15 protein-coding genes are annotated in these 17284 nt (G+C 72.9%); 8 read left to right on the top strand and 7 right to left on the bottom strand.

Going from position 1 to position 17284, the window contains the following annotated elements:
* Positions 1-26 precede the first annotated feature (26 nt).
* The 4 genes from HN013_RS07210 to sdhC are packed head-to-tail and all read right to left on the bottom strand — an operon-like array spanning position 27 to position 3418.
* Positions 27-785, bottom strand: coding sequence for a succinate dehydrogenase iron-sulfur subunit (locus HN013_RS07210; protein WP_171164179.1), 759 nt, complete (start codon positions 783-785; stop codon positions 27-29).
* Positions 785-2539 (bottom strand): succinate dehydrogenase flavoprotein subunit, encoded by a 1755-nt coding sequence (sdhA, locus tag HN013_RS07205; protein ID WP_171164177.1) that lies wholly within the window; start codon positions 2537-2539, stop codon positions 785-787. The genes HN013_RS07210 and sdhA overlap by 1 nt, the downstream gene beginning before the upstream one ends.
* Before the next feature lie 19 nt (positions 2540-2558).
* Positions 2559-3029, bottom strand: a complete 471-nt coding sequence (locus HN013_RS07200; protein WP_171164175.1) for a succinate dehydrogenase hydrophobic membrane anchor subunit — start codon at positions 3027-3029, stop codon at positions 2559-2561.
* 8 nt (positions 3030-3037) lie between these two features.
* A complete protein-coding gene (gene sdhC / locus HN013_RS07195; RefSeq protein WP_171164173.1) occupies positions 3038-3418 on the bottom strand; it encodes a succinate dehydrogenase, cytochrome b556 subunit in 381 nt (126 codons plus the stop codon).
* A gap of 334 nt (positions 3419-3752) precedes the next feature.
* Here sdhC and HN013_RS07190 point away from each other — a divergent pair, with 334 nt between their 5' ends.
* The 8 genes from HN013_RS07190 (at position 3753) to HN013_RS07155 (ending at position 14215) form a co-directional block, all read left to right on the top strand.
* Positions 3753-5402 carry a glycoside hydrolase family 20 protein gene (locus HN013_RS07190; RefSeq protein ID WP_171164171.1) on the top strand — a complete coding sequence of 550 codons (1650 nt, stop codon included), beginning with the start codon at positions 3753-3755 and terminating at the stop codon, positions 5400-5402.
* Between the two features lie 208 nt (positions 5403-5610).
* Positions 5611-7680 (top strand): glycosyltransferase, encoded by a 2070-nt coding sequence (locus HN013_RS07185; protein WP_171164169.1) that lies wholly within the window; start codon positions 5611-5613, stop codon positions 7678-7680.
* 90 nt (positions 7681-7770) lie between these two features.
* Positions 7771-8367: a hypothetical protein gene (locus HN013_RS07180; protein ID WP_212764047.1), complete on the top strand. Its 597-nt coding sequence runs from the start codon at positions 7771-7773 to the stop codon at positions 8365-8367.
* Between the two features lie 513 nt (positions 8368-8880).
* Positions 8881-9972, top strand: a complete 1092-nt coding sequence (locus HN013_RS07175; RefSeq protein ID WP_171164167.1) for a DUF4328 domain-containing protein — start codon at positions 8881-8883, stop codon at positions 9970-9972.
* A 34-nt stretch (positions 9973-10006) separates the two neighbouring features.
* A complete protein-coding gene (locus tag HN013_RS07170; RefSeq protein WP_171164386.1) occupies positions 10007-10690 on the top strand; it encodes an RNA polymerase sigma factor in 684 nt (227 codons plus the stop codon).
* Positions 10690-12132, top strand: a complete 1443-nt coding sequence (locus tag HN013_RS07165) for a hypothetical protein (RefSeq protein WP_171164165.1) — start codon at positions 10690-10692, stop codon at positions 12130-12132. The genes HN013_RS07170 and HN013_RS07165 overlap by 1 nt, the downstream gene beginning before the upstream one ends.
* Before the next feature lie 216 nt (positions 12133-12348).
* Entirely contained in the window at positions 12349-13962 is a 1614-nt protein-coding gene (locus HN013_RS07160; RefSeq protein WP_171164163.1) for a methylmalonyl-CoA mutase, read from the top strand.
* A gap of 40 nt (positions 13963-14002) precedes the next feature.
* Entirely contained in the window at positions 14003-14215 is a 213-nt protein-coding gene (locus HN013_RS07155; RefSeq protein ID WP_171164161.1) for a hypothetical protein, read from the top strand.
* Between the two features lie 70 nt (positions 14216-14285).
* On the opposite strand, the gene HN013_RS07150 is transcribed toward HN013_RS07155, so the two are convergent.
* From HN013_RS07150 to HN013_RS07140, 3 genes are all read right to left on the bottom strand, one after another.
* Positions 14286-15800: an alpha/beta hydrolase gene (locus tag HN013_RS07150; protein ID WP_171164159.1), complete on the bottom strand. Its 1515-nt coding sequence runs from the start codon at positions 15798-15800 to the stop codon at positions 14286-14288.
* Positions 15801-15951: 151 nt separating this feature from the next.
* A complete protein-coding gene (locus tag HN013_RS07145) occupies positions 15952-16902 on the bottom strand; it encodes an ADP-ribosylglycohydrolase family protein (protein ID WP_171164157.1) in 951 nt (316 codons plus the stop codon).
* The gene (locus tag HN013_RS07140; RefSeq protein WP_171164155.1) at positions 16899-17264 is read right to left on the bottom strand and encodes an ADP-ribosylation/crystallin J1; all 366 of its coding nucleotides are present in this window, start codon (positions 17262-17264) and stop codon (positions 16899-16901) included. The genes HN013_RS07145 and HN013_RS07140 overlap by 4 nt, the downstream gene beginning before the upstream one ends.
* Positions 17265-17284 lie beyond the last annotated feature (20 nt).

Below are 17284 nucleotides of genomic sequence, written 5' to 3'. Positions count from 1 at the left end.
CGGGGCCCTTCGGTGATCGCGTGGGATCAGAAGCGGCGCGTGATCAGCGCCCGCTTGACCTCCTGGATCGCCTTCGTCACCTCGATGCCGCGCGGGCAGGCATCGGTGCAGTTGAAGGTCGTCCGGCAGCGCCAGACGCCGTCCTTGTCGTTGAGGATCTCCAGACGCTGCTCACCCGCCTCGTCGCGCGAGTCGAAGATGAAGCGGTGCGCGTTGACGATCGCCGCCGGGCCGAAGTACTGGCCGTCGTTCCAGAACACCGGGCACGAGGACGTGCACGCGGCGCACAGGATGCACTTGGTGGTGTCGTCGAAGCGCTCGCGGTCCTCGGCGGACTGCAGGCGCTCGCGCGTCGGCTCGTTGCCCTTGGTGATCAGGAACGGCATGACGTCCCGGTACGCCTGGAAGAACGGCTCCATGTCGACCACGAGGTCCTTGAGGACCGTGAGGCCCTTGATGGGCTCCACAGTGATCGGCTTGGCCGGGTTGATGTCCTTGATCAGGGTCTTGCACGCCAGCCGGTTACGGCCGTTGATGCGCATCGCGTCGGAGCCGCAGATGCCGTGCGCGCAGGACCGGCGGAAGGTCAGCGAACCGTCCAGATCCCACTTGATCTTGTGCAGGGCGTCGAGCACACGCTCCTTCGGGTCGATCTCGACCTCGAAGTCCTGCCAGGTCGCCTCGGCGGAGACCTCCGGGTTGAACCGGCGGACGCGGAAGGTGACCGTGATGTAGGGGGAGGCCTTGCTCGCCGCCTCCACCTTGTCTTCGATCGCGGTGCTCATCAGTACTTACGCTCCATGGGCTGGTAGCGGGTCTGCACGACCGGCTTGTAGTCGAGGCGGATCGAGTCCCTTCCGTCCGCGTCGACCTCGCGGTACGCCATGGTGTGGCGCATGAAGTTGACGTCGTCGCGGTTGGGGTAGTCCTCGCGGTAGTGACCGCCGCGGGACTCCTTGCGCGCGAGCGCGGAGACCGCCATGACCTCGGCCAGGTCGAGCAGGTTGCCCAGCTCGATGGCCTCCAGCAGGTCGGTGTTGAAGCGCTTGCCCTTGTCCTGGACGGACACGTTCCTGTAGCGCTTGCGGAGTTCGGCGATCTTCTCGACGGCCGTCTTGATGGTCTGCTCGGTGCGGAAGACCATGACGTTGGCGTCCATGGTCTCCTGCAGCTCCTTGCGGATCTCGGCGACCCGCTCGCTGCCCGTGGAGTTCCGCAGCCGCTCGACCTGCTCCCGGACCAGCTCGGCCGGGTTCTCCGGCAGCTCGACGTAGTCCGCCTTCTGCGCGTACTCCGCGGCGGCGATGCCCGCGCGGCGGCCGAAGACGTTGATGTCCAGCAGCGAGTTGGTGCCCAGGCGGTTGGCGCCGTGCACGGAGACGCAGGCGACCTCGCCGGCGGCGTACAGGCCCGGCACGACGGTGTCGTTGTCGGCCAGCACCTCGCCCTCGACGTTGGTCGGGATGCCGCCCATGGCGTAGTGCGCGGTGGGCTGGATCGGGATCGGGTCCGTGTAGGGCTCGATGCCGAGGTAGGTGCGCGCGAACTCGGTGATGTCCGGCAGCTTGGCGTCCAGCTGCTCCGGCGGCAGGTGGGTGAGGTCCAGGTAGACGTGGTCGCCCTCGGGGCCGCAGCCGCGGCCCTCGCGGATCTCCGTGTAGATGGAGCGGGAGACGACGTCACGGGACGCGAGGTCCTTCATGACCGGCGCGTACTTCTCCATGAAGCGCTCGCCGTCCTTGTTGCGGAGGATGCCGCCCTCACCGCGGGCGCCCTCCGTCAGCAGGATGCCCATGCGCCAGATGCCGGTCGGGTGGAACTGGAAGAACTCCATGTCCTCCAGCGGCAGACCGCGCCGGTAGCAGGCGGCCTGGCCGTCACCGGTCAGGGTGTGCGCGTTGGAGGTCACCTTGAAGAACTTGCCGGTGCCGCCGGAGGCGTAGATGACCGACTTGGCCTGGAAGACGTGGATCTCGCCGGTGGCCAGCTCGTAGGCGACCACACCGGCGGACTTCTTGACGCCGTCCACCTCGGCGATCAGCTGGTCGAGGACGTAGAACTCGTTGAAGAACTCCACGCCCTCCTTGACGCAGTTCTGGTACAGCGTCTGGAGGATCATGTGGCCGGTGCGGTCCGCGGCGTAGCAGGACCGGCGGACCGGGGCCTCGCCGTGGTTGCGCGAGTGACCGCCGAAGCGGCGCTGGTCGATGGTGCCGTCCGGGGTGCGGTTGAACGGCAGGCCCATCTTCTCCAGGTCGAGGACCGCGTCGATGGCCTCCTTCGCCAGGATCTCCGCGGCGTCCTGGTCGACCAGGTAGTCACCGCCCTTGACCGTGTCGAAGGTGTGCCACTCCCAGTTGTCCTCCTCGACGTTCGCGAGGGCGGCGGCCATGCCGCCCTGGGCGGCGCCGGTGTGGGAGCGGGTGGGGTACAGCTTGGTGAGCACCGCGGTGCGGCTGCGCTTCGTCGACTCGATGGCCGCGCGCATGCCGGCGCCACCGGCGCCGACGATGACGGTGTCGTACTTGTGGATCTTCATGGTCGCGTCAGCCCCGGCTCTAGCGGATGTTCGGGTCGAAGGTGAAGATCACCAGCGTGCCCAGCAGGACGGTGAACACCGTGGCGGTGTACAGCAGCATCTTCAGCCAGAAGCGGGTGTTGTCCCGCTCCGCGTAGTCGTTGATGACCGTGCGCAGGCCGTTGGCGCCGTGCAGCATCGCGAGCCACAGCATGATCAGGTCCCACGCCTGCCAGAACGGCGAGGCCCAGCGGCCGGCCACGAAGGCGAAGCCGATCTTGGTGACACCGCCGTCCAGCACCAGCTGGATCAGGAGGTGGCCCAGGACCAGGACGACCAGCACGATGCCGGACAGCCGCATGAACAGCCAGCCGTACAGCTCGAAGTTGGTGCGCGTCGACTTCGGCGTCTTCTTGGTGCGCTTGCGCGGCGCCTCGATGACCGGGGCCGGGTTGTCGACGTCGTAGAGCGAGACGCCCTCGGCGGACGCGGGGGTGGTTTCAGCGGACATGTCTAGCGTCAGCTCCCGAACAGCGTGTGCAGCGTGTGGCTGAGCACGGGGTAGAAGGCGCCGGCCATCAGTACGACCCAGACGCCGACGACGGTCCACAGCATCTGCTTCTGGTACCGCGGGCCCTTGGACCAGAAGTCCACCGCGATGACGCGGAGGCCGTTGAGCGCGTGGAAGAGGATGGCGGCGACGAGGCCGTACTCCATCACGTTGACGACGGGTGTCTTGTACGTCGCGACGACGTCGTCGTACGCCTCCGGGGAGACGCGGACGAGAGCGGTGTCCAGGACGTGCACGAACAGGAAGAAGAAAATGAGGACGCCGGTGACTCGGTGAGCCACCCACGACCACATGCCTTCCCGGCCGCGGTACAGCGTTCCAGCCGGCACGGAAAACCCTCCGGGAGCGGGGATCGGGGGCTGCCGCCAGCTTCTACCCAAGGAAGACTGCACTGTCGGTCGGGCCCGGCCGGGTACGGTCCACCGGCCCTGGCCATCGTAGCGACGCCTTGTCGGTTCGGTCGCGCGGGGTCAGGCAGGTGTGATCAAACTGGCATGTACGGGTCGGTGGCGGCGCGCGTGAGCCGCATGGGGGCCGAGTGATAGCCGAATGGCCCCGGTTGACGGTCGGAAATTCACCCATAAGGGAGAGTTTTCGGGCGGGCATTCGAGGGTGTCGGTAGTGGAAAGAACTATCTTTTCCGCAATTGGGAGGTTTTGCTCCATGGGACTGCCTGTCAGAATCACCCGTTCCGCCCGACGGAGGGGCCCGGTCGGCGCCGTCGGTGTCGCGGTCGCCGTCCCCCTCGCGCTTCTCGCCGCCCTGACGGTGGCCGGCTGCGCCCACGACGGCGGATCCGCGCCGTCCGACCCGAGCAGCGCCCGGGACGACGCGCGCTCCACCCAGGCGCCGGCGCCTCCCGCCGTCACCCCGGCGTCTCCCGTCACCGGGATTCCGCGCACCGTACCGGCCGTCCGCTCCTTCACCGCCCGCGGCGGCCCGGGCTGGCGGCCGACGCCCGGCGCACGCGTCGTCACCGACCCGGCGGGACCGCTCGCCGACGAGGCGCGGCTGCTGGCCGGTGAGCTGAGGATCACCATCGCCCCCGGGCCCGCCCGCGCCGGCGACATCGAACTGGCCCTCCGCCCCGGCCAGCGCGGCGGCCCCGAGAGCTACGAGCTGACCACCCGGGAGGGCAGGGTGCTGGTCACCGCGCCCGCCGAGGCCGGCGCCTTCTACGGGACCCGCACCGTCGTCCAGGCCGTCCGCTCCGGCGGCGGGCTCCCGGAGGGCGTCGTGTCCGACGCGCCCGACCGGTCCCAGCGCGGGCTGCACCTCGACATCGCCCGCAAGCACTTCACCGCCGAGTGGATCGAGGCCCGGCTGCGCGAGATGGCCGACCTCAAGCTCAACCAGCTCGGCCTGCACTTCTCCGACGACCAGGGCTTCCGCATCGAGAGCTCCACCCACCCGGAGATCGTCTCGCCGGAGCACCTCACCAAGGACGAGGTCCGGCGCATCGTCGCCCTCGCCGGGTCGCTGCACATCACCGTGATCCCCGAGATCGACTCGCCGGGCCACCTCGGCGCCGTCCTCAAGGCCCACCCCGACCTCCAGCTGAGGGACGCCACCGGCGTCGCGTCCCGGGGCGCCGTCGACGTCTCCCTGCCGGGCGCGGCCCGCATCGTGGACGACCTGCTGCGCGAGTTCACCCCCCTCTTCCCCGGCCCGTACTGGCACCTCGGCAGCGACGAGTACCGGGCCCTGATGGCCAGGGACCCGCAGGGCTCCTACCCCCACCTCGCCCAGCTGGCCCGGCAGCGCTACGGTTCGCAGGGCCGGGTGCAGGACCTGGCCGCCGCCTGGCTCAACGACCGGGCCGCGGTCGTGCGCTCCCTCGGCAAGAAGCCGAAGGCGTGGAACGACGGCTTCTTCCGCGGCGGTCTCGTCGCCGCGGACCAGGGCATCGAGGTCGAATACTGGACGGGCCGCGAGCTCGGGGCCAGGGAGCCGCAGGAATACCTGAACGAGGGACGTACGGTCGTCAACCTCAACGACCAGTACCTCTACTACGTGCTGGGGGAACCGAACGAGTTCCGCTACCCCACCGGCGAGCTCATCTACCGCGACTGGTCACCCTCCGTGCTGCGCGGGACCACCCCGGTGGCGGCGGGCTCGGCCGGGCCCGACCGGGTGCCGGGCGGCCGGTTCGCCGTCTGGTGCGACCACCCCGACGCCCAGACCCCCGACCAGGTGGCAAACGGAATCCGGCTGCCGCTGGCCGCCGTGTCGCAGCGGCTGTGGGACCCCCGCCCGCCGCAGCTTCCGTGGCAGGAGTTCACCGCGCTGCACAGCAAGGTGCGCGGCGGCTGAACGCCCGTACCGAACAGCCTTTTGACCGGTTTGCCGGGCCATGGGAACCGGCGCTCCCCACGCGTCCCCAAAGCGGGCTAGCCTCCGGGGTTGAACCATGCGCGGCGCCCGGTCGTTGTCCATCCGGAAGGCACCGGCCGGTGCGCGGCGCAGCTGTCCACGGCGGAAGTGCGCGCCCGCGCGCCCATCGCACCTGAACGAGGGCCCGATGAAGATCGAATTCCTGCTGCACAATGCGTACGGCATCGGCGGAACCATCCGTTCTACCGTCAACCTCGCCACGGCCCTCGCCGACCGGCACGAGGTCCGCATCATCAGCGTCAACCGCCCCGTGGACGAACCCGAGCTCACGATCGACCCGCGCGTGCGCCTGACCCCGCTGGTCGACCTGCGCGAGGGCACCGAGGGCGACGAGTACGGGACGCCGCTCAACGGCCGGCCCAGCGAGATCTTCCGGGACGAGCGGATCGACAACGGCCGGATGGCCGCCACGGCCCTCACCGACCAGCGCGTCGCCGCCCACCTCGCGGCCACCGACGCGGACGTCGTCATCGCCACCCGCCCCAAGCTCATCGGCTACCTCGCGCGGTACGGCGGCGACCGCTATCTGCGGCTGGGCCAGGAACACCTCACCCACGAGGCCCATGTCCCCGAGCTGCACGCCGTCATGGACCCGGCGATCGCCGCGCTCGACGCCTTCGTCACCGTCTCCGAGGCCGACGCCGGGCACTACCGCGAGGCCCTGCCCGCCGACCGCCGCGCCCAGGTGCTGTCCGTCCCCAACGCGGTCCCGGCCCCGGACGCCGAACCCTCCGACGGCACCTCGAAGATCATCGTCTCGGCCGGCCGGCTCGTCGGCGTCAAACGCTACGACCGGCTCATCAACGCCTTCGCGAAGATCGCCGACGAGCGCCCCGACTGGCAGCTGCGCATCTACGGACGCGGCACGTCCAAGGCCAAGCTGCGCCGCCAGATCGAGGAACTCGGCCTCTACGAGCGGATCACCCTCATGGGAGCCCGCTCGCCCATCGAGACCGAGTGGGCCAAGGGCGCCGTGGCCGCCGTCGCCTCCGACGCCGAGTCCTTCGGCATGACGATCGTCGAGGCCATGCACGCCGGCCTGCCCGTCATCGCCACCGACTGCCCCTACGGGCCGCGCGAGATCCTCACCGACGGCACCGACGGCGTCCTCGTCCCGCTCGCCCCCCAGGACGAGGCGGGCAGCGTCGACGCCTACGCCGAAGCCCTCCTCAAGATCACCGGCGACGCCGGACTCCGCTCCCGGCTGGGCGCGGCGGCCCGCGCCGCCGCCCACCGGTACGAGCCCGAGGCCATCGCCCGGCGCTACGAAGAGCTCTTCGAGGAGCTGCGCCCCGGCTCCACGGCCGAGAAGAAGAAGGGCGGCCTCCTCCGCGGCCTCTTCGGCGGCGGCCGCAAGCAGCAGAGCGCCCCCGCGGCCTCCTCGTCCGCCGAGGCCGCCCACCCCGAGGCGCGCTGCGCCGTCGGGGCCGACGGCTCCCTCCTCTTCCGGCTGCGTGCCGACCAGCTCACCGCCGACGACACCCACCTGCTGCTCCGCCACCGCGGCAGCAAGGGCAAGGAGTCCGTCCGCGTCCCCCTCCAGCGGCGCGCCGGTGCCGCCTGGGCCGAGGCGCGGGTCGAGCGCGCGGGGCACACGCTGCCGGAGGGCCGCTGGGACACGTACGCCGAGCGCAAGGGCGACAAGTCCCGCCGCCGGCTGACCGCCGTCCTCGTCGAGCAGAAGGCGCTGCTCGGGCTGGAGCTCGCGGCAGGCCCGGCCGGGGTCGTCTCCTGGGTCCCGTACGGGACCAGCGACGGCTTCCTCGCCGTCCGCACCTGGCTGCGGGCCGAGCACGCCGAGGCCACCGAGGTCCGGATGGACGACGACGCCGTCACCCTCACCGTGGCCGCCCACGGCACCGAACTCCGCGACGGCGCCGAGCTCATCGCCCGGCTGCGCGGCGGCGACGGCGAGGCCGGTGACGTCCGCGCGCCCCTGGAGGGCGGCACGGGCCGGATCCCGCACGGGCCCCTGTGGCGGCGCCGGGGGGCCGAGCAGGACCTGTGGGACCTGTCGGTGCGTCCCGGCGCCGGGGCCGCGCCGATCCGCCTCGGCCGGCTGACCGGGGACTTCGCGGACCGCAAGGGCATCGACACCTTCCCGGCGGCGGACCGGGACGGGGTGCGGCTGCGGCCGTTCTTCACGGTGACCAACGACCTCACGATCTCGGTCAAGGACATCACCGAGGACGAGTGACCGCGCCCGTGGTGTGACACTCCGGGCGGCCGTCGCGCTGTACCTCCCGAAGCCGGGCCGTACGGGCCGGGGCGAGAAGAGGAGTGCGCGATGGGCTATTGGGGTTACTTACTCGTCGGCCGTCGTGACCGGGCACTCGCCGAGTGCCCGGTCCTGCGGGGGAGCCGTTGCCACCTGCGGCCCGCCCGGGCCTTCCACGGCGGGTGGCAGCTGTGGCTCCACCCGCACCAGCCCGAACTCGGCGACCTCGACGCGCTGGTCCGCGCCCTCGCGGACGAGACGGGCGCCCCGGCCCTGGCCGCGTCGGTGATGGAGAGCGACTGCGCGGTCGTCAGCGGCGCCGGGCCCGGAGGAGCCCCCTGGTCGGCGTGTCTGGGGCGCAGGGCGCTCGCGGCCTACATGGCCGAGACCGGTCTGGCCCTCGACGAACTCTTCCCCGATCCCCGCTCCGCCGCCGCCCACTGCTCCGCGTGGGCCGCCGAGGCCGGGTACGCGGCCGACGCGGCCGAACTCGCCGCCGTACTGGCCGCGGAGCCGGTGCCGCGGGTGGAGAACCTCTTCCGTGACCTGCTCGCCCGCCTCGGCATCGAGGGCGGGACCGGTCCCGGCCCGGAGGACGGACGACGGCCGGGGCCGCCACCCCCCACAGGAGAGGCCACGGCCGCCATCCGCTGCGAACCCTGGTGAGGCACGCACTTCCTTCAGCGCCGGAGGGCGGGAATTCGTCACACCGCGCGCGAGGGCCGCCGGCGGGCGTACTTCTGGACGGGACCGGTTCCGTGCCCGTAACGTGCGGGGGCCGCGCCGCCCGGTGCGTACCTGACGGTCCGCCGGGGTCGGCCCGCCGGCCGGACCGGTGTCCTGAGACAGTGTTCCGACCGGTTCCGGACTGTTCCGGCCGGTGTCCGTCCGGCGTTCTGTGGGGGTCCGAAGAGATGTATCCGTGCGGTCGATGCCGCGCCAACGCCGTGGGCCCGGACGGCCGTTGCGCGGCGTGCGNGACCGGTTCCGGACTGTTCCGGCCGGTGTCCGTCCGGCGTTCTGTGGGGGTCCGAAGAGATGTATCCGTGCGGTCGATGCCGCGCCAACGCCGTGGGCCCGGACGGCCGTTGCGCGGCGTGCGGGGACCGGCAGCAGGAAGCGGCGGCGGCTCCGGCCGCGCCTCCTCGCCCGCCGCAGGGGCCGCCGCCGGTGCCGCCCATGCCCGCGGCGCCGCCCGGGGCCTGGCAGCCGGGCGCGCCGCCGTTCACGGGCGGTCCTGCGTACCCGGGCGCCTCCGGGCCGCCGTCGGGGCCGCCGTCCGGGGCCGTCCCGCTCGCCGGCATGGATCTGCGGCGCGGGGTGCGGGTCTCGCTCACCGCCCTCCTGACGCTGAGCCTGCTGGCCGTGCTGCTGCTCGCGGCGGCCCGGTTCCAGCAGCGCGGCGTACTCGGCGACGTCCTGGACGAGGGGGCGGCCGACCTCTCGGACGCGACGGCGGACCGGGCGAACGACGCGGACACGTTCTACGCCTCCGTCTCGCTGGTGGCGGCCGTGCTGGGGCTGGGCACGCTCGTGTTGTGGGCGGTCTGGTTCCGGCGGGCGCGGCTCAACGCCGAGGTGCTCGCGCCCGGCACGCACCGCTTCGGGAGCGGCTGGGCGGCGGGCGCGTGGTTCACGCCCGTGGCCAACCTCTGGTTCCCCAAGCAGATCGCCAACGACATCTACCGCGCCTCCGCGCCCGCCGGTCCGCAGGGCGTGCGCAAGGGGCTGTTGAACGCGTGGTGGGTGTGCGGGCTGGTGGCCGGCGCCCTCAGTGCCATGGGCGCGTTCGGCTACGCGACGGCGGAGGCGATGATGCGCCGCCACCTCCGGCAGGGGCGGTTCGGCGACTGGGAGGACGATGTCCGGCAGTTGAAACTGTTCGCCGGAATGAGCGCCTTCGGTTATCTGATGTGTGCTGCCGCGGGTGCCCTCGCGCTGCTGGTGGTACGGCAGTTGACAAGGATGCAGGAAGAACGTGCCCTGGACGGCCTGGTGTACGACGCTCCTCCGGCCCCCGGCCCGTATGCCGCGCCGTACCCCGGTCCTTACGCGGCGCCCGGACCCTACGCGGCTCCTGGTCCCTTCGCGGCGCCCGGAGGGTATCAGGCCCCGGGGCCGTACGCGCCGTATCCGCCTTCCGGGCAGGGCCCGTTGCCCGTACCGCCGGCCGGGCCGTACGGTCCTTCGTACGGGGCGCCGTACGGTCCGCAACACGGTGCCGGGGGTCCCGCGCCGAACCCTTACAACGGTGGACCTGCGAGTTACTGATTCAAGAGTTCTGCAAGTGGTGCAGGATGTGGGTGTGCAGGGGGATGACGCTGAGCTGACCGTCGCGGTGCGCGCGGCGCAGGGCGGGGACGAGACGGCCTTCCGCGCCGTCTACCGGTCCGTCCAGCCCCGGCTGCTGGGGTATGTACGGACGCTCGTCGGCGACACCGACGCGGAGGACGTGGCGTCCGAGGCATGGCTCCAGATAGCGCGCGACATCGACCGGTTCACGGGGGACGCGGACCGCTTCCGCGGCTGGGCGGCGCGCATCGCCCGCAACCGTGCGCTCGACCACATACGGATGCGCGGCCGCCGCCCGGTGATCGGCGGCGACGACAGCGAACTGGCCGGGCGCGCCGGGGACGCGGACACCGCGGGGGAGGCCCTGGAGGCGCTGGGCACGGGGCGCGCGCTCGCGCTCATCGCCCGGCTCCCGCAGGACCAGGCCGAGGCCGTCGTCCTCCGCGTGGTCGTCGGCCTCGACGCCGCGACCGCCGCGGACGTCCTGGGCAAACGCCCCGGCGCCGTGCGCACGGCGGCACACCGCGGGCTGCGCAGGCTCGCCGAACTGATGACAGGAACGGGCACGACCGGAGGGACCGGGGTGAACGGGCAGCCGGGGCTGGACAGCATCCCCGGACAGCGCAGGTCACCCACCGGCACGGGTACTTCTCGCGGTGTGACGCGATTGCGTGCGCGGACGCAGAAGGACATGTGATGGCGGACGACCACGAGCACGACTGGTTGGACCACGACGACCGGTTGGACGGCACGGCGCTCGCCTCCTGCGCCGCCTGCGCACCGGAAACCGGCGCCGCGCGGCCCGGCACCGGCCGGGGCCCCGACCCCCGGCGGGTGGACGCCGTGCTGGCCGTGCTGCACGGCCTCGCCGCCCCCTCGCCGGCGCCCGACCGCCCCCTTCCGGGCGAGGACGCGGCCCTCGCCGCCTTCCGCGCGGCGCGCACCGCCGGCTCCCGGGCGGGCGAACGGGCTTCGGCGGGCGAGGAATTGAAGGCGGCGGACGTCGTCCCGTCCCCGTCCGCCGGGCCGCCGGGGGAGGTGCCGCAGGGGTCCGTGGTGGACGGCCCGGCCGCCGCCGGGACGGCGGAGGAGCGGGTGCCCGGTCGTCCTGGCACCCCTGGCGGGGGAGACGTGCGGGGCGGACCGGGGGGAAAGGACGGACGGCGTGGACGGTCCGGGCCGCGGTCCCTGCCGCGCCGCCCTGTCAGAGCCGCCCTGGTGGCGGCCCTGGCCGCGTGCGCGCTGAGCGGCGTCGCCGTCGCCTCCGGCGTCGTCGTCCTGCCCGCCCCCTTCGACGGCGCGGGCCATGAACCGGCGGCGGTCGGCGACCGGGCGGGAACGGTCAGCGGCAGCGGCCCGGGCGCCAACGGCCCCAGCCCCTTCGGCGGCCCGTCCGGCCGCCCCCGCGACGGGCGCACGGGCGACGGCCGCACCGGGGACGGCCCGGGCGCGCACCCGTCCCCGCCCGCCACCACCGGCCCCGGTACGCCGCCCGGCGCCGGTAAGTCCCGCCCGGGCGGCGGCCCTTCGGCCTCGTCCGGCGCCGGTGACGACTCCGGGGAGGAGACGGCGTCCCCGTACCACGGGGAGTCCGACGGGGACCTCGTGTGGGCCGTCGGGATGTGCCGCGACTACCTCGCACAGGGGAAGTGGCGGGAGCAGGCCGACGAGGACGCCGTACGCACCCTCGAACGCCACGCCGGCGGCCCGTCCGGCGTGCGTGCCCTCTGCACCCGGCTCGTGCGTGACCACGAGCACGGGGGCGGGGGCGGTGACGGTGGCGAGAGTGACGAGGACGAGGACGAGAGCGGCGAGGACGAGGACGGGGACGACGGCAGCGAGGACGACGACGGCGGGCACGGGCGGCCCGGCGGCCACGGCGGGGGCGGGCGGCCCGGCGGCCACGGCGGAGGCGACGGTCATGGCGACGGAGGCGGCCGGGGCGAGGACGGTGACCGCGACGAGGACGAGGACGACGGGCGGGGCAGGGACGACCGGGCGCACGGACGCCCCGCGTCGACCCCACCGGTCGTGGGCCGCCGGCATCCGGGAGGTCCGGGTACGACACCGGGCCCGGCCTCGGCCGGAACGCCCGGTGCGACAGCGGGTGTGACGCTTTCCGGCACCGTGACGCTGTAGGAAGTGGGCCGACTGGTCATCGGCCGCGCGGGAGCCGCAGTTCCCCCCATGCCGCAGGCTCCGCGCACAGCGCGGGCGGGGTACGTCCCCCCGGCCCTGCCCGCGCTTCCCACCGTGCCCCCGGTGCGCGACCGGGCCTGCGCGTCCCCTGACAGTGCCGCCCGGCCGTCGCTACAGTCCGGTTCCCGGAACGAGGGCAGCGGGAGGCGTCAGCCCATGGCACAGGAGCAGGAGCAGCAGCCGGAAGCCACCAGGACCACCGAGTCGGGCCTCGGCGTCCAGCCGGTCTACGGGCCCGCGGCCCTCGACGGCTGGGACCCCGGCGCCAGGCTCGGCGAGCCCGGCGCGTACCCCTTCACCCGCGGCGCCCACCCGACCATGTACACCGGGCGGCCCTGGACCATGCGGCAGTACGCCGGCTTCGGCACCGCCACCGAGTCCAACGCCCGCTACCGGCAGCTCATCGTCCACGGCGGCCACGGCCTCTCCGTCGCCTTCGACCTGCCCACCCAGATGGGCCACGACTCGGACGCGCCCGCCGCCCACGGCGAGGTCGGCAAGGTGGGCGTCGCGGTGGACTCCGTCGAGGACATGCGCGTCCTCTTCGACGGCATCCCCCTGGACCAGGTCTCCACCTCGATGACCATCAACGCGCCGGCCGCCCTGCTGCTGCTCATGTACCAGATCGTCGGCGAGGAACAGGGCATCCCCGCCGCCCGGCTGACCGGCACCGTCCAGAACGACGTCCTCAAGGAGTACATCGCGCGGGGCACGTATATCTTCCCGCCCGCCCCGACCCTCCGCCTCACCTCCGACATCTTCCGCTACTGCAGTACCGAGATCCCCAAGTGGAACACCATCTCCATCTCCGGCTACCACATGGCCGAGGCCGGGGCCTCACCCGCGCAGGAGATCGCCTTCACACTCACGAACGGCATCGAGTACGTCCGCACCGCCGTCGCCGCGGGGATGGAGGTCGACGACTTCGCCCCCCGGCTCTCCTTCTTCTTCGTCTCCCGGACCACCCTCCTCGAAGAGATCGCCAAATTCCGTGCCGCCCGCCGGATCTGGGCCGGAGTGATGCGCGACCGGTTCGGCGCCCGCAACCCCCGGTCGCAGACGCTGCGCTTCCACACCCAGACGGCCGGAGTCCAACTCACCGCGCAACAGCCCGAGATCAACCTGGTGCGGGTGACCGTGCAGGCCCTCGCCGCCGTGCTCGGCGGCACCCAGTCCCTGCACACCAACTCCTACGACGAGGCCATCGCCCTCCCCACCGACAAGGCCGCCCGCCTCGCCCTGCGCACCCAACAGGTCCTGGCCCACGAGACGGACGTGACCGCGACCGTCGACCCGTTCGCCGGCTCGTACGCCGTGGAATCCCTCACCGACGACCTGGAACGGGCCGCCCTCGACCTCATGGACCGCGTCGAGGACATGGGCGGCGCGGTGGCCGCCATCGAGCGCGGCTTCCAGAAGGAGGAGATCGAGCGCAACGCCTACCGCATCGCCCGGGAGACGGACGACGGCGAGCGCGTGGTCGTCGGCGTCAACCGCTTCCGGCTCGACGAGGAGGAGCCGTACGAACCCCTCCGCGTCGACCCCGCCATCGAGGCCCGCCAGTGCGAACGCCTCGCCGCACTGCGCGCGGCCCGCGACCCGCGAGCGGTGGACACCGCCCTCGCCCGGCTGCGGAAGGCCGCCTCCGGGACGACGGAGAACGTCCTCCCCCCGATGAAGGAGGCCCTGCGCGCCCGCGCCACGGTGGGCGAGGTCTGCGGGGCGCTCCGCGAGGTCTGGGGCTCCCACGTGCCCACCGAGAGTTTCTGACCGCCCCCTCCCCGACCGGTGGATTTGCGACACTGGACCGATGTCCGCACCCCGCCGCACCTGCCCCGTCTGCTCCCGCGAGATCGCCGTCGTGGGCGGCCGCTACGCCCGCCACGACCCGCCCGGCCGGCGGATCTCCTTCGAGTTCATCTCCTGTCCCGGCTCACGCCGCTCGGCGCCCCTCCTGGCGACCGAGCCCCGGCTGTTCGACCCGGAGGAGCCACCGATGGAGGGTCAGGGGCAGCTGTTCTGACCCCCGGGGCGGGCGGGGCGGGTCAGGGCGGGAGCGGACCGGACGACTGCCCGCGCCGGCCCCGGCGTGACTACCGGGGGCAGGCCACATCCTCTCCGGGCCGCTGTCCGGTGACGAGGAAGTCGGTGACCTTCCGGTCCCCGCACGCGTTCCCGTTGCCCAGGTACACACCGTGGCCGCCGCGGTCCACCGATATCAGCCGGGCCCGCTGCCCCAGCGCCTCCCTCATCTTCAGCCCGCCGAAGTACGGTGTCGAGGGATCCCGCCGGTTCTGGATCATCAGGATGTTCGACGGCCCGTCGGAGGTGATCCGGGCGGGCTCGTCGGCGGGGGCCGACTTCCAGAAGGCGCAGGGGAAGACACCGACCGGCATGCCCGCGGTCAGCGGGTACCGGGCCCGGTCGGCCGCCACGGCGCGGGCGACCGCCGGTATGGAACGCGGCCACCGGACGTCGTTGCACACGGTGCCGACTGTCACGGCCGCCTCGTGCTCGGGCACGGGATTGGCCAGCGCGGGCGGCAGGACCGGCGTCGAGCGCGGCGCACGGGCCGTCTTGACCAGCCGCGCGGTGTCGGGGAAGGCCGCGTCGCCCCACATCGCCATCTGCAGCGCCTGCCGCAGCCGGTTGCCGGTCAGCGGCTTGCCCGGCGTGGTGGTCGGCTTCGGGTGACGGTCCAGCCGCTCCGCCAGGGCGAGGACCATCGGCCGTACGTCCTCGGGGCGCCGCGCCAGACGGATCCCGCCCTCGCCCTCCGGGCCGTCCTTCTCCCGGGCGGGGTCGGCGGCCCACCGGGCGAAGTCGGGGAACCGCTCCTCCATGCCGCGCGCCATGTTCGCCGACCAGCCGCGCGCCACCCGCTTCGGATCGGGGTCGCCGCTGCTGTCGAGCACCCAACGGTCGGTGCGGCCGGGGAACTTCTGCGCGTACTGCGCGGCGACGTAGGTGCCGTACGACATGCCCCAGGCGGACAGCTTCTCCTCGCCCAGCGCCTTCCGGAAGCTGTCGATGTCGCGCACCTCGTTGGCCGTGCTCATGCTGCGCAGCAGTGGACCGCCGTTGCGGGCGCAGGCGTCGGCGATGCGCCGGGCGCGGCGCACGCTGTCCGAGATGTCACCGTCGGCCCCTGGCCACGGCCGGAGGTTGACGAGGTCCCGGTCCTCGTCGCTCAGCCCGCACCCGGTGCGCTCGCCCGCGCCGAGACCCCGCGGGTCCAGCGTGACGAGGTCGTACGCACCCCGCATCTCCCTCTGCAGCGCCTTCCCCTTCGACGCGAGCCGCTGCACCCCCGAGCTGCCGGGCCCCCCGGCGATGACGATCAGCGTGCCCCGCCTGGCCTCGGGCCGGTCACTGAGCACCCGCGACACCCCGAGCCGCGTCCGCGGCCCGTCCGGATCCCGGTAGTCGAGCGGCACGGAGAGCTCGGCACACTCCTGCCCGGCCGGCCCGCCCTCCTGGGCGCAGGGTTTCCAGCGGAGTTCCGGAACGGATGACGCGGCGGCCTGGGCGGGCGCGGCGGAAAGGGTGGCGGCGACGGCGGAGACGGACAGGGCGACGAGGAGGCCCGAGCGGGCACGAGGTGTCATACGGACCAGAGTTGTCGATCGGCGCCCGCGGGGACATCGGGGAAACCCCCCGAATCGAGAGGGGGGTACCCCTCGGGTAACTGTTCGACCCGGCCCCGCACTTGTGGGGGACAACAGTGCGGAAGAGCACGTCAGCGCGGCTCTGTTCCCCTTACGGACGAACCCCGTTCGGGCCGTCGTCGAGACACCGTGCCAGCGCGAGAAGGTCGTCCGCATCCAGGATCCGGCCGCCGGAACCCGGCAGCGGGACGTGCAGGCGTTCGGTCCAGCGCGCGGGTATCGCACCGACCCCGTACACGGCCCCGGCGAGCCCGCCGGTCACCGCCGCGACGGTGTCCGTGTCCCCGCCCAGGTCGACGGCCGCGCACACGGCGTCGGCGAAGGACGAAGTGGTCCGCAGGGCCCAGACAGCGGAGCCGAGGCAGGGCCACACGGCACCGTTGAACTCGGTCGCGTCACCGGGCTGCCAGCCGGGTGCGAGTACGGCGGCATAACGTGGCCGGTGCATCGGGTCGACGGCCTCCAGAATGCCGGGAAGGGCGCCGAGAGGGTCGCCTCCCGAGAGCGCGACCCGTATCAATTCATGGAAGACTGCCGTGCCTTCACCCGCGGCGGGATCACCGTGCGTGAGAGCGGCGATGCGCCGGGCGCCGTCCATGGTGGCCGCCCGCCCCGAGCGCGCGAACCACACGGCGGACGGTGTGGCACGCATCAGCGCACCGTTTCCCGCGGCCCGGAGGTTCACGGCGCGATGAGCGGCGGCGGCCTCGTCCCACGGCTTGCCGTTGGTGAGAACGTCCTCGGTCTGGAGCCCGATGTCCTTGGGCTCGGAGCGGGCCCAGCGCTGAAATCGGCCGAAGACGTCGGGGAGGTCGAGCCGGCCCCGTTCGAGAAGCGATTCGGCGACCAGAACGGCCATTTGCGTGTCGTCGGTGGCCTCCCCGGCGTCCCAGCCTCCGCCCGCGCACAGGTCCGCCGTCCGGGAGCCCCCGGGAAAGCGGGCGGAGAACATCCCGGCCGGGCCGAATTCGAAGGGGGCGCCCAGCGCGTCACCCACGGCCGACCCGACGACGGCGCCCTCGGCGCGGTGAATGCGCGTCATGCGCCGCGAAAGGTGTGGACGACTTCGATGGGACCGACGATGTGGGCGTTGAGTTCGTCGAGTTCCCCGGCCGGTACCCACAGTTCGAGGATGGTGCTGCCGCCCGCTTGCCGGACCGGATAGCGGGTGAGGAATTCCGTGTCGACCTCGAAGCGGGTGACGTGGCCGACGCCGTCGAACCGGACGTTCCAGTCGCGGGCGATCCTGATCGCGTAGTCCTCGTTGAGCACCGGGTAGAAGATCGGCTGCTCGGGGAGACGGGGAGGCCAGGCGCGCCACTCCAGCTCCTCGACCAGGGCGAGCTCTTGGGGCCCGGTGGGGCGCCAGAGGGTCGTGGTGGGGAGGTCGGGGCGGCTGGTCATGGTGGTGGTCCGAGGGGAAG

It is taken from the genome of Streptomyces sp. I05A-00742 (assembly GCF_013055795.1).
In the GTDB taxonomy this organism is placed as follows: Bacteria; Actinomycetota; Actinomycetes; order Streptomycetales; family Streptomycetaceae; genus Streptomyces.
The sequence above is the reverse complement of the archived record's forward strand: the minus strand, read 5'-3'. Positions and strand labels throughout refer to the sequence as shown.

Excerpts from the sequence above, each read along its gene's own strand:
- HN013_RS07190 (WP_171164171.1), top strand. The coding sequence starts at position 3,753 with ATGGGACTGCCTGTCAGAATCACCCGTTCCGCCCGACGGAGGGGCCCG.
- HN013_RS07145 (WP_171164157.1), bottom strand. The coding sequence starts at position 16,902 with ATGACGCGCATTCACCGCGCCGAGGGCGCCGTCGTCGGGTCGGCCGTG.
- HN013_RS07175 (WP_171164167.1), top strand. The coding sequence starts at position 8,881 with ATGCCCGCGGCGCCGCCCGGGGCCTGGCAGCCGGGCGCGCCGCCGTTC.
- HN013_RS07150 (WP_171164159.1), bottom strand. The coding sequence starts at position 15,800 with ATGACACCTCGTGCCCGCTCGGGCCTCCTCGTCGCCCTGTCCGTCTCC.
- HN013_RS07210 (WP_171164179.1), bottom strand. The coding sequence starts at position 785 with ATGAGCACCGCGATCGAAGACAAGGTGGAGGCGGCGAGCAAGGCCTCC.
- HN013_RS07160 (WP_171164163.1), top strand. The coding sequence starts at position 12,349 with ATGGCACAGGAGCAGGAGCAGCAGCCGGAAGCCACCAGGACCACCGAG.
- sdhA (WP_171164177.1), bottom strand. The coding sequence starts at position 2,539 with ATGAAGATCCACAAGTACGACACCGTCATCGTCGGCGCCGGTGGCGCC.
- HN013_RS07140 (WP_171164155.1), bottom strand. The coding sequence starts at position 17,264 with ATGACCAGCCGCCCCGACCTCCCCACCACGACCCTCTGGCGCCCCACC.
- HN013_RS07185 (WP_171164169.1), top strand. The coding sequence starts at position 5,611 with ATGAAGATCGAATTCCTGCTGCACAATGCGTACGGCATCGGCGGAACC.
- HN013_RS07200 (WP_171164175.1), bottom strand. The coding sequence starts at position 3,029 with ATGTCCGCTGAAACCACCCCCGCGTCCGCCGAGGGCGTCTCGCTCTAC.
- HN013_RS07155 (WP_171164161.1), top strand. The coding sequence starts at position 14,003 with ATGTCCGCACCCCGCCGCACCTGCCCCGTCTGCTCCCGCGAGATCGCC.
- HN013_RS07180 (WP_212764047.1), top strand. The coding sequence starts at position 7,771 with ATGGGCTATTGGGGTTACTTACTCGTCGGCCGTCGTGACCGGGCACTC.
- HN013_RS07165 (WP_171164165.1), top strand. The coding sequence starts at position 10,690 with ATGGCGGACGACCACGAGCACGACTGGTTGGACCACGACGACCGGTTG.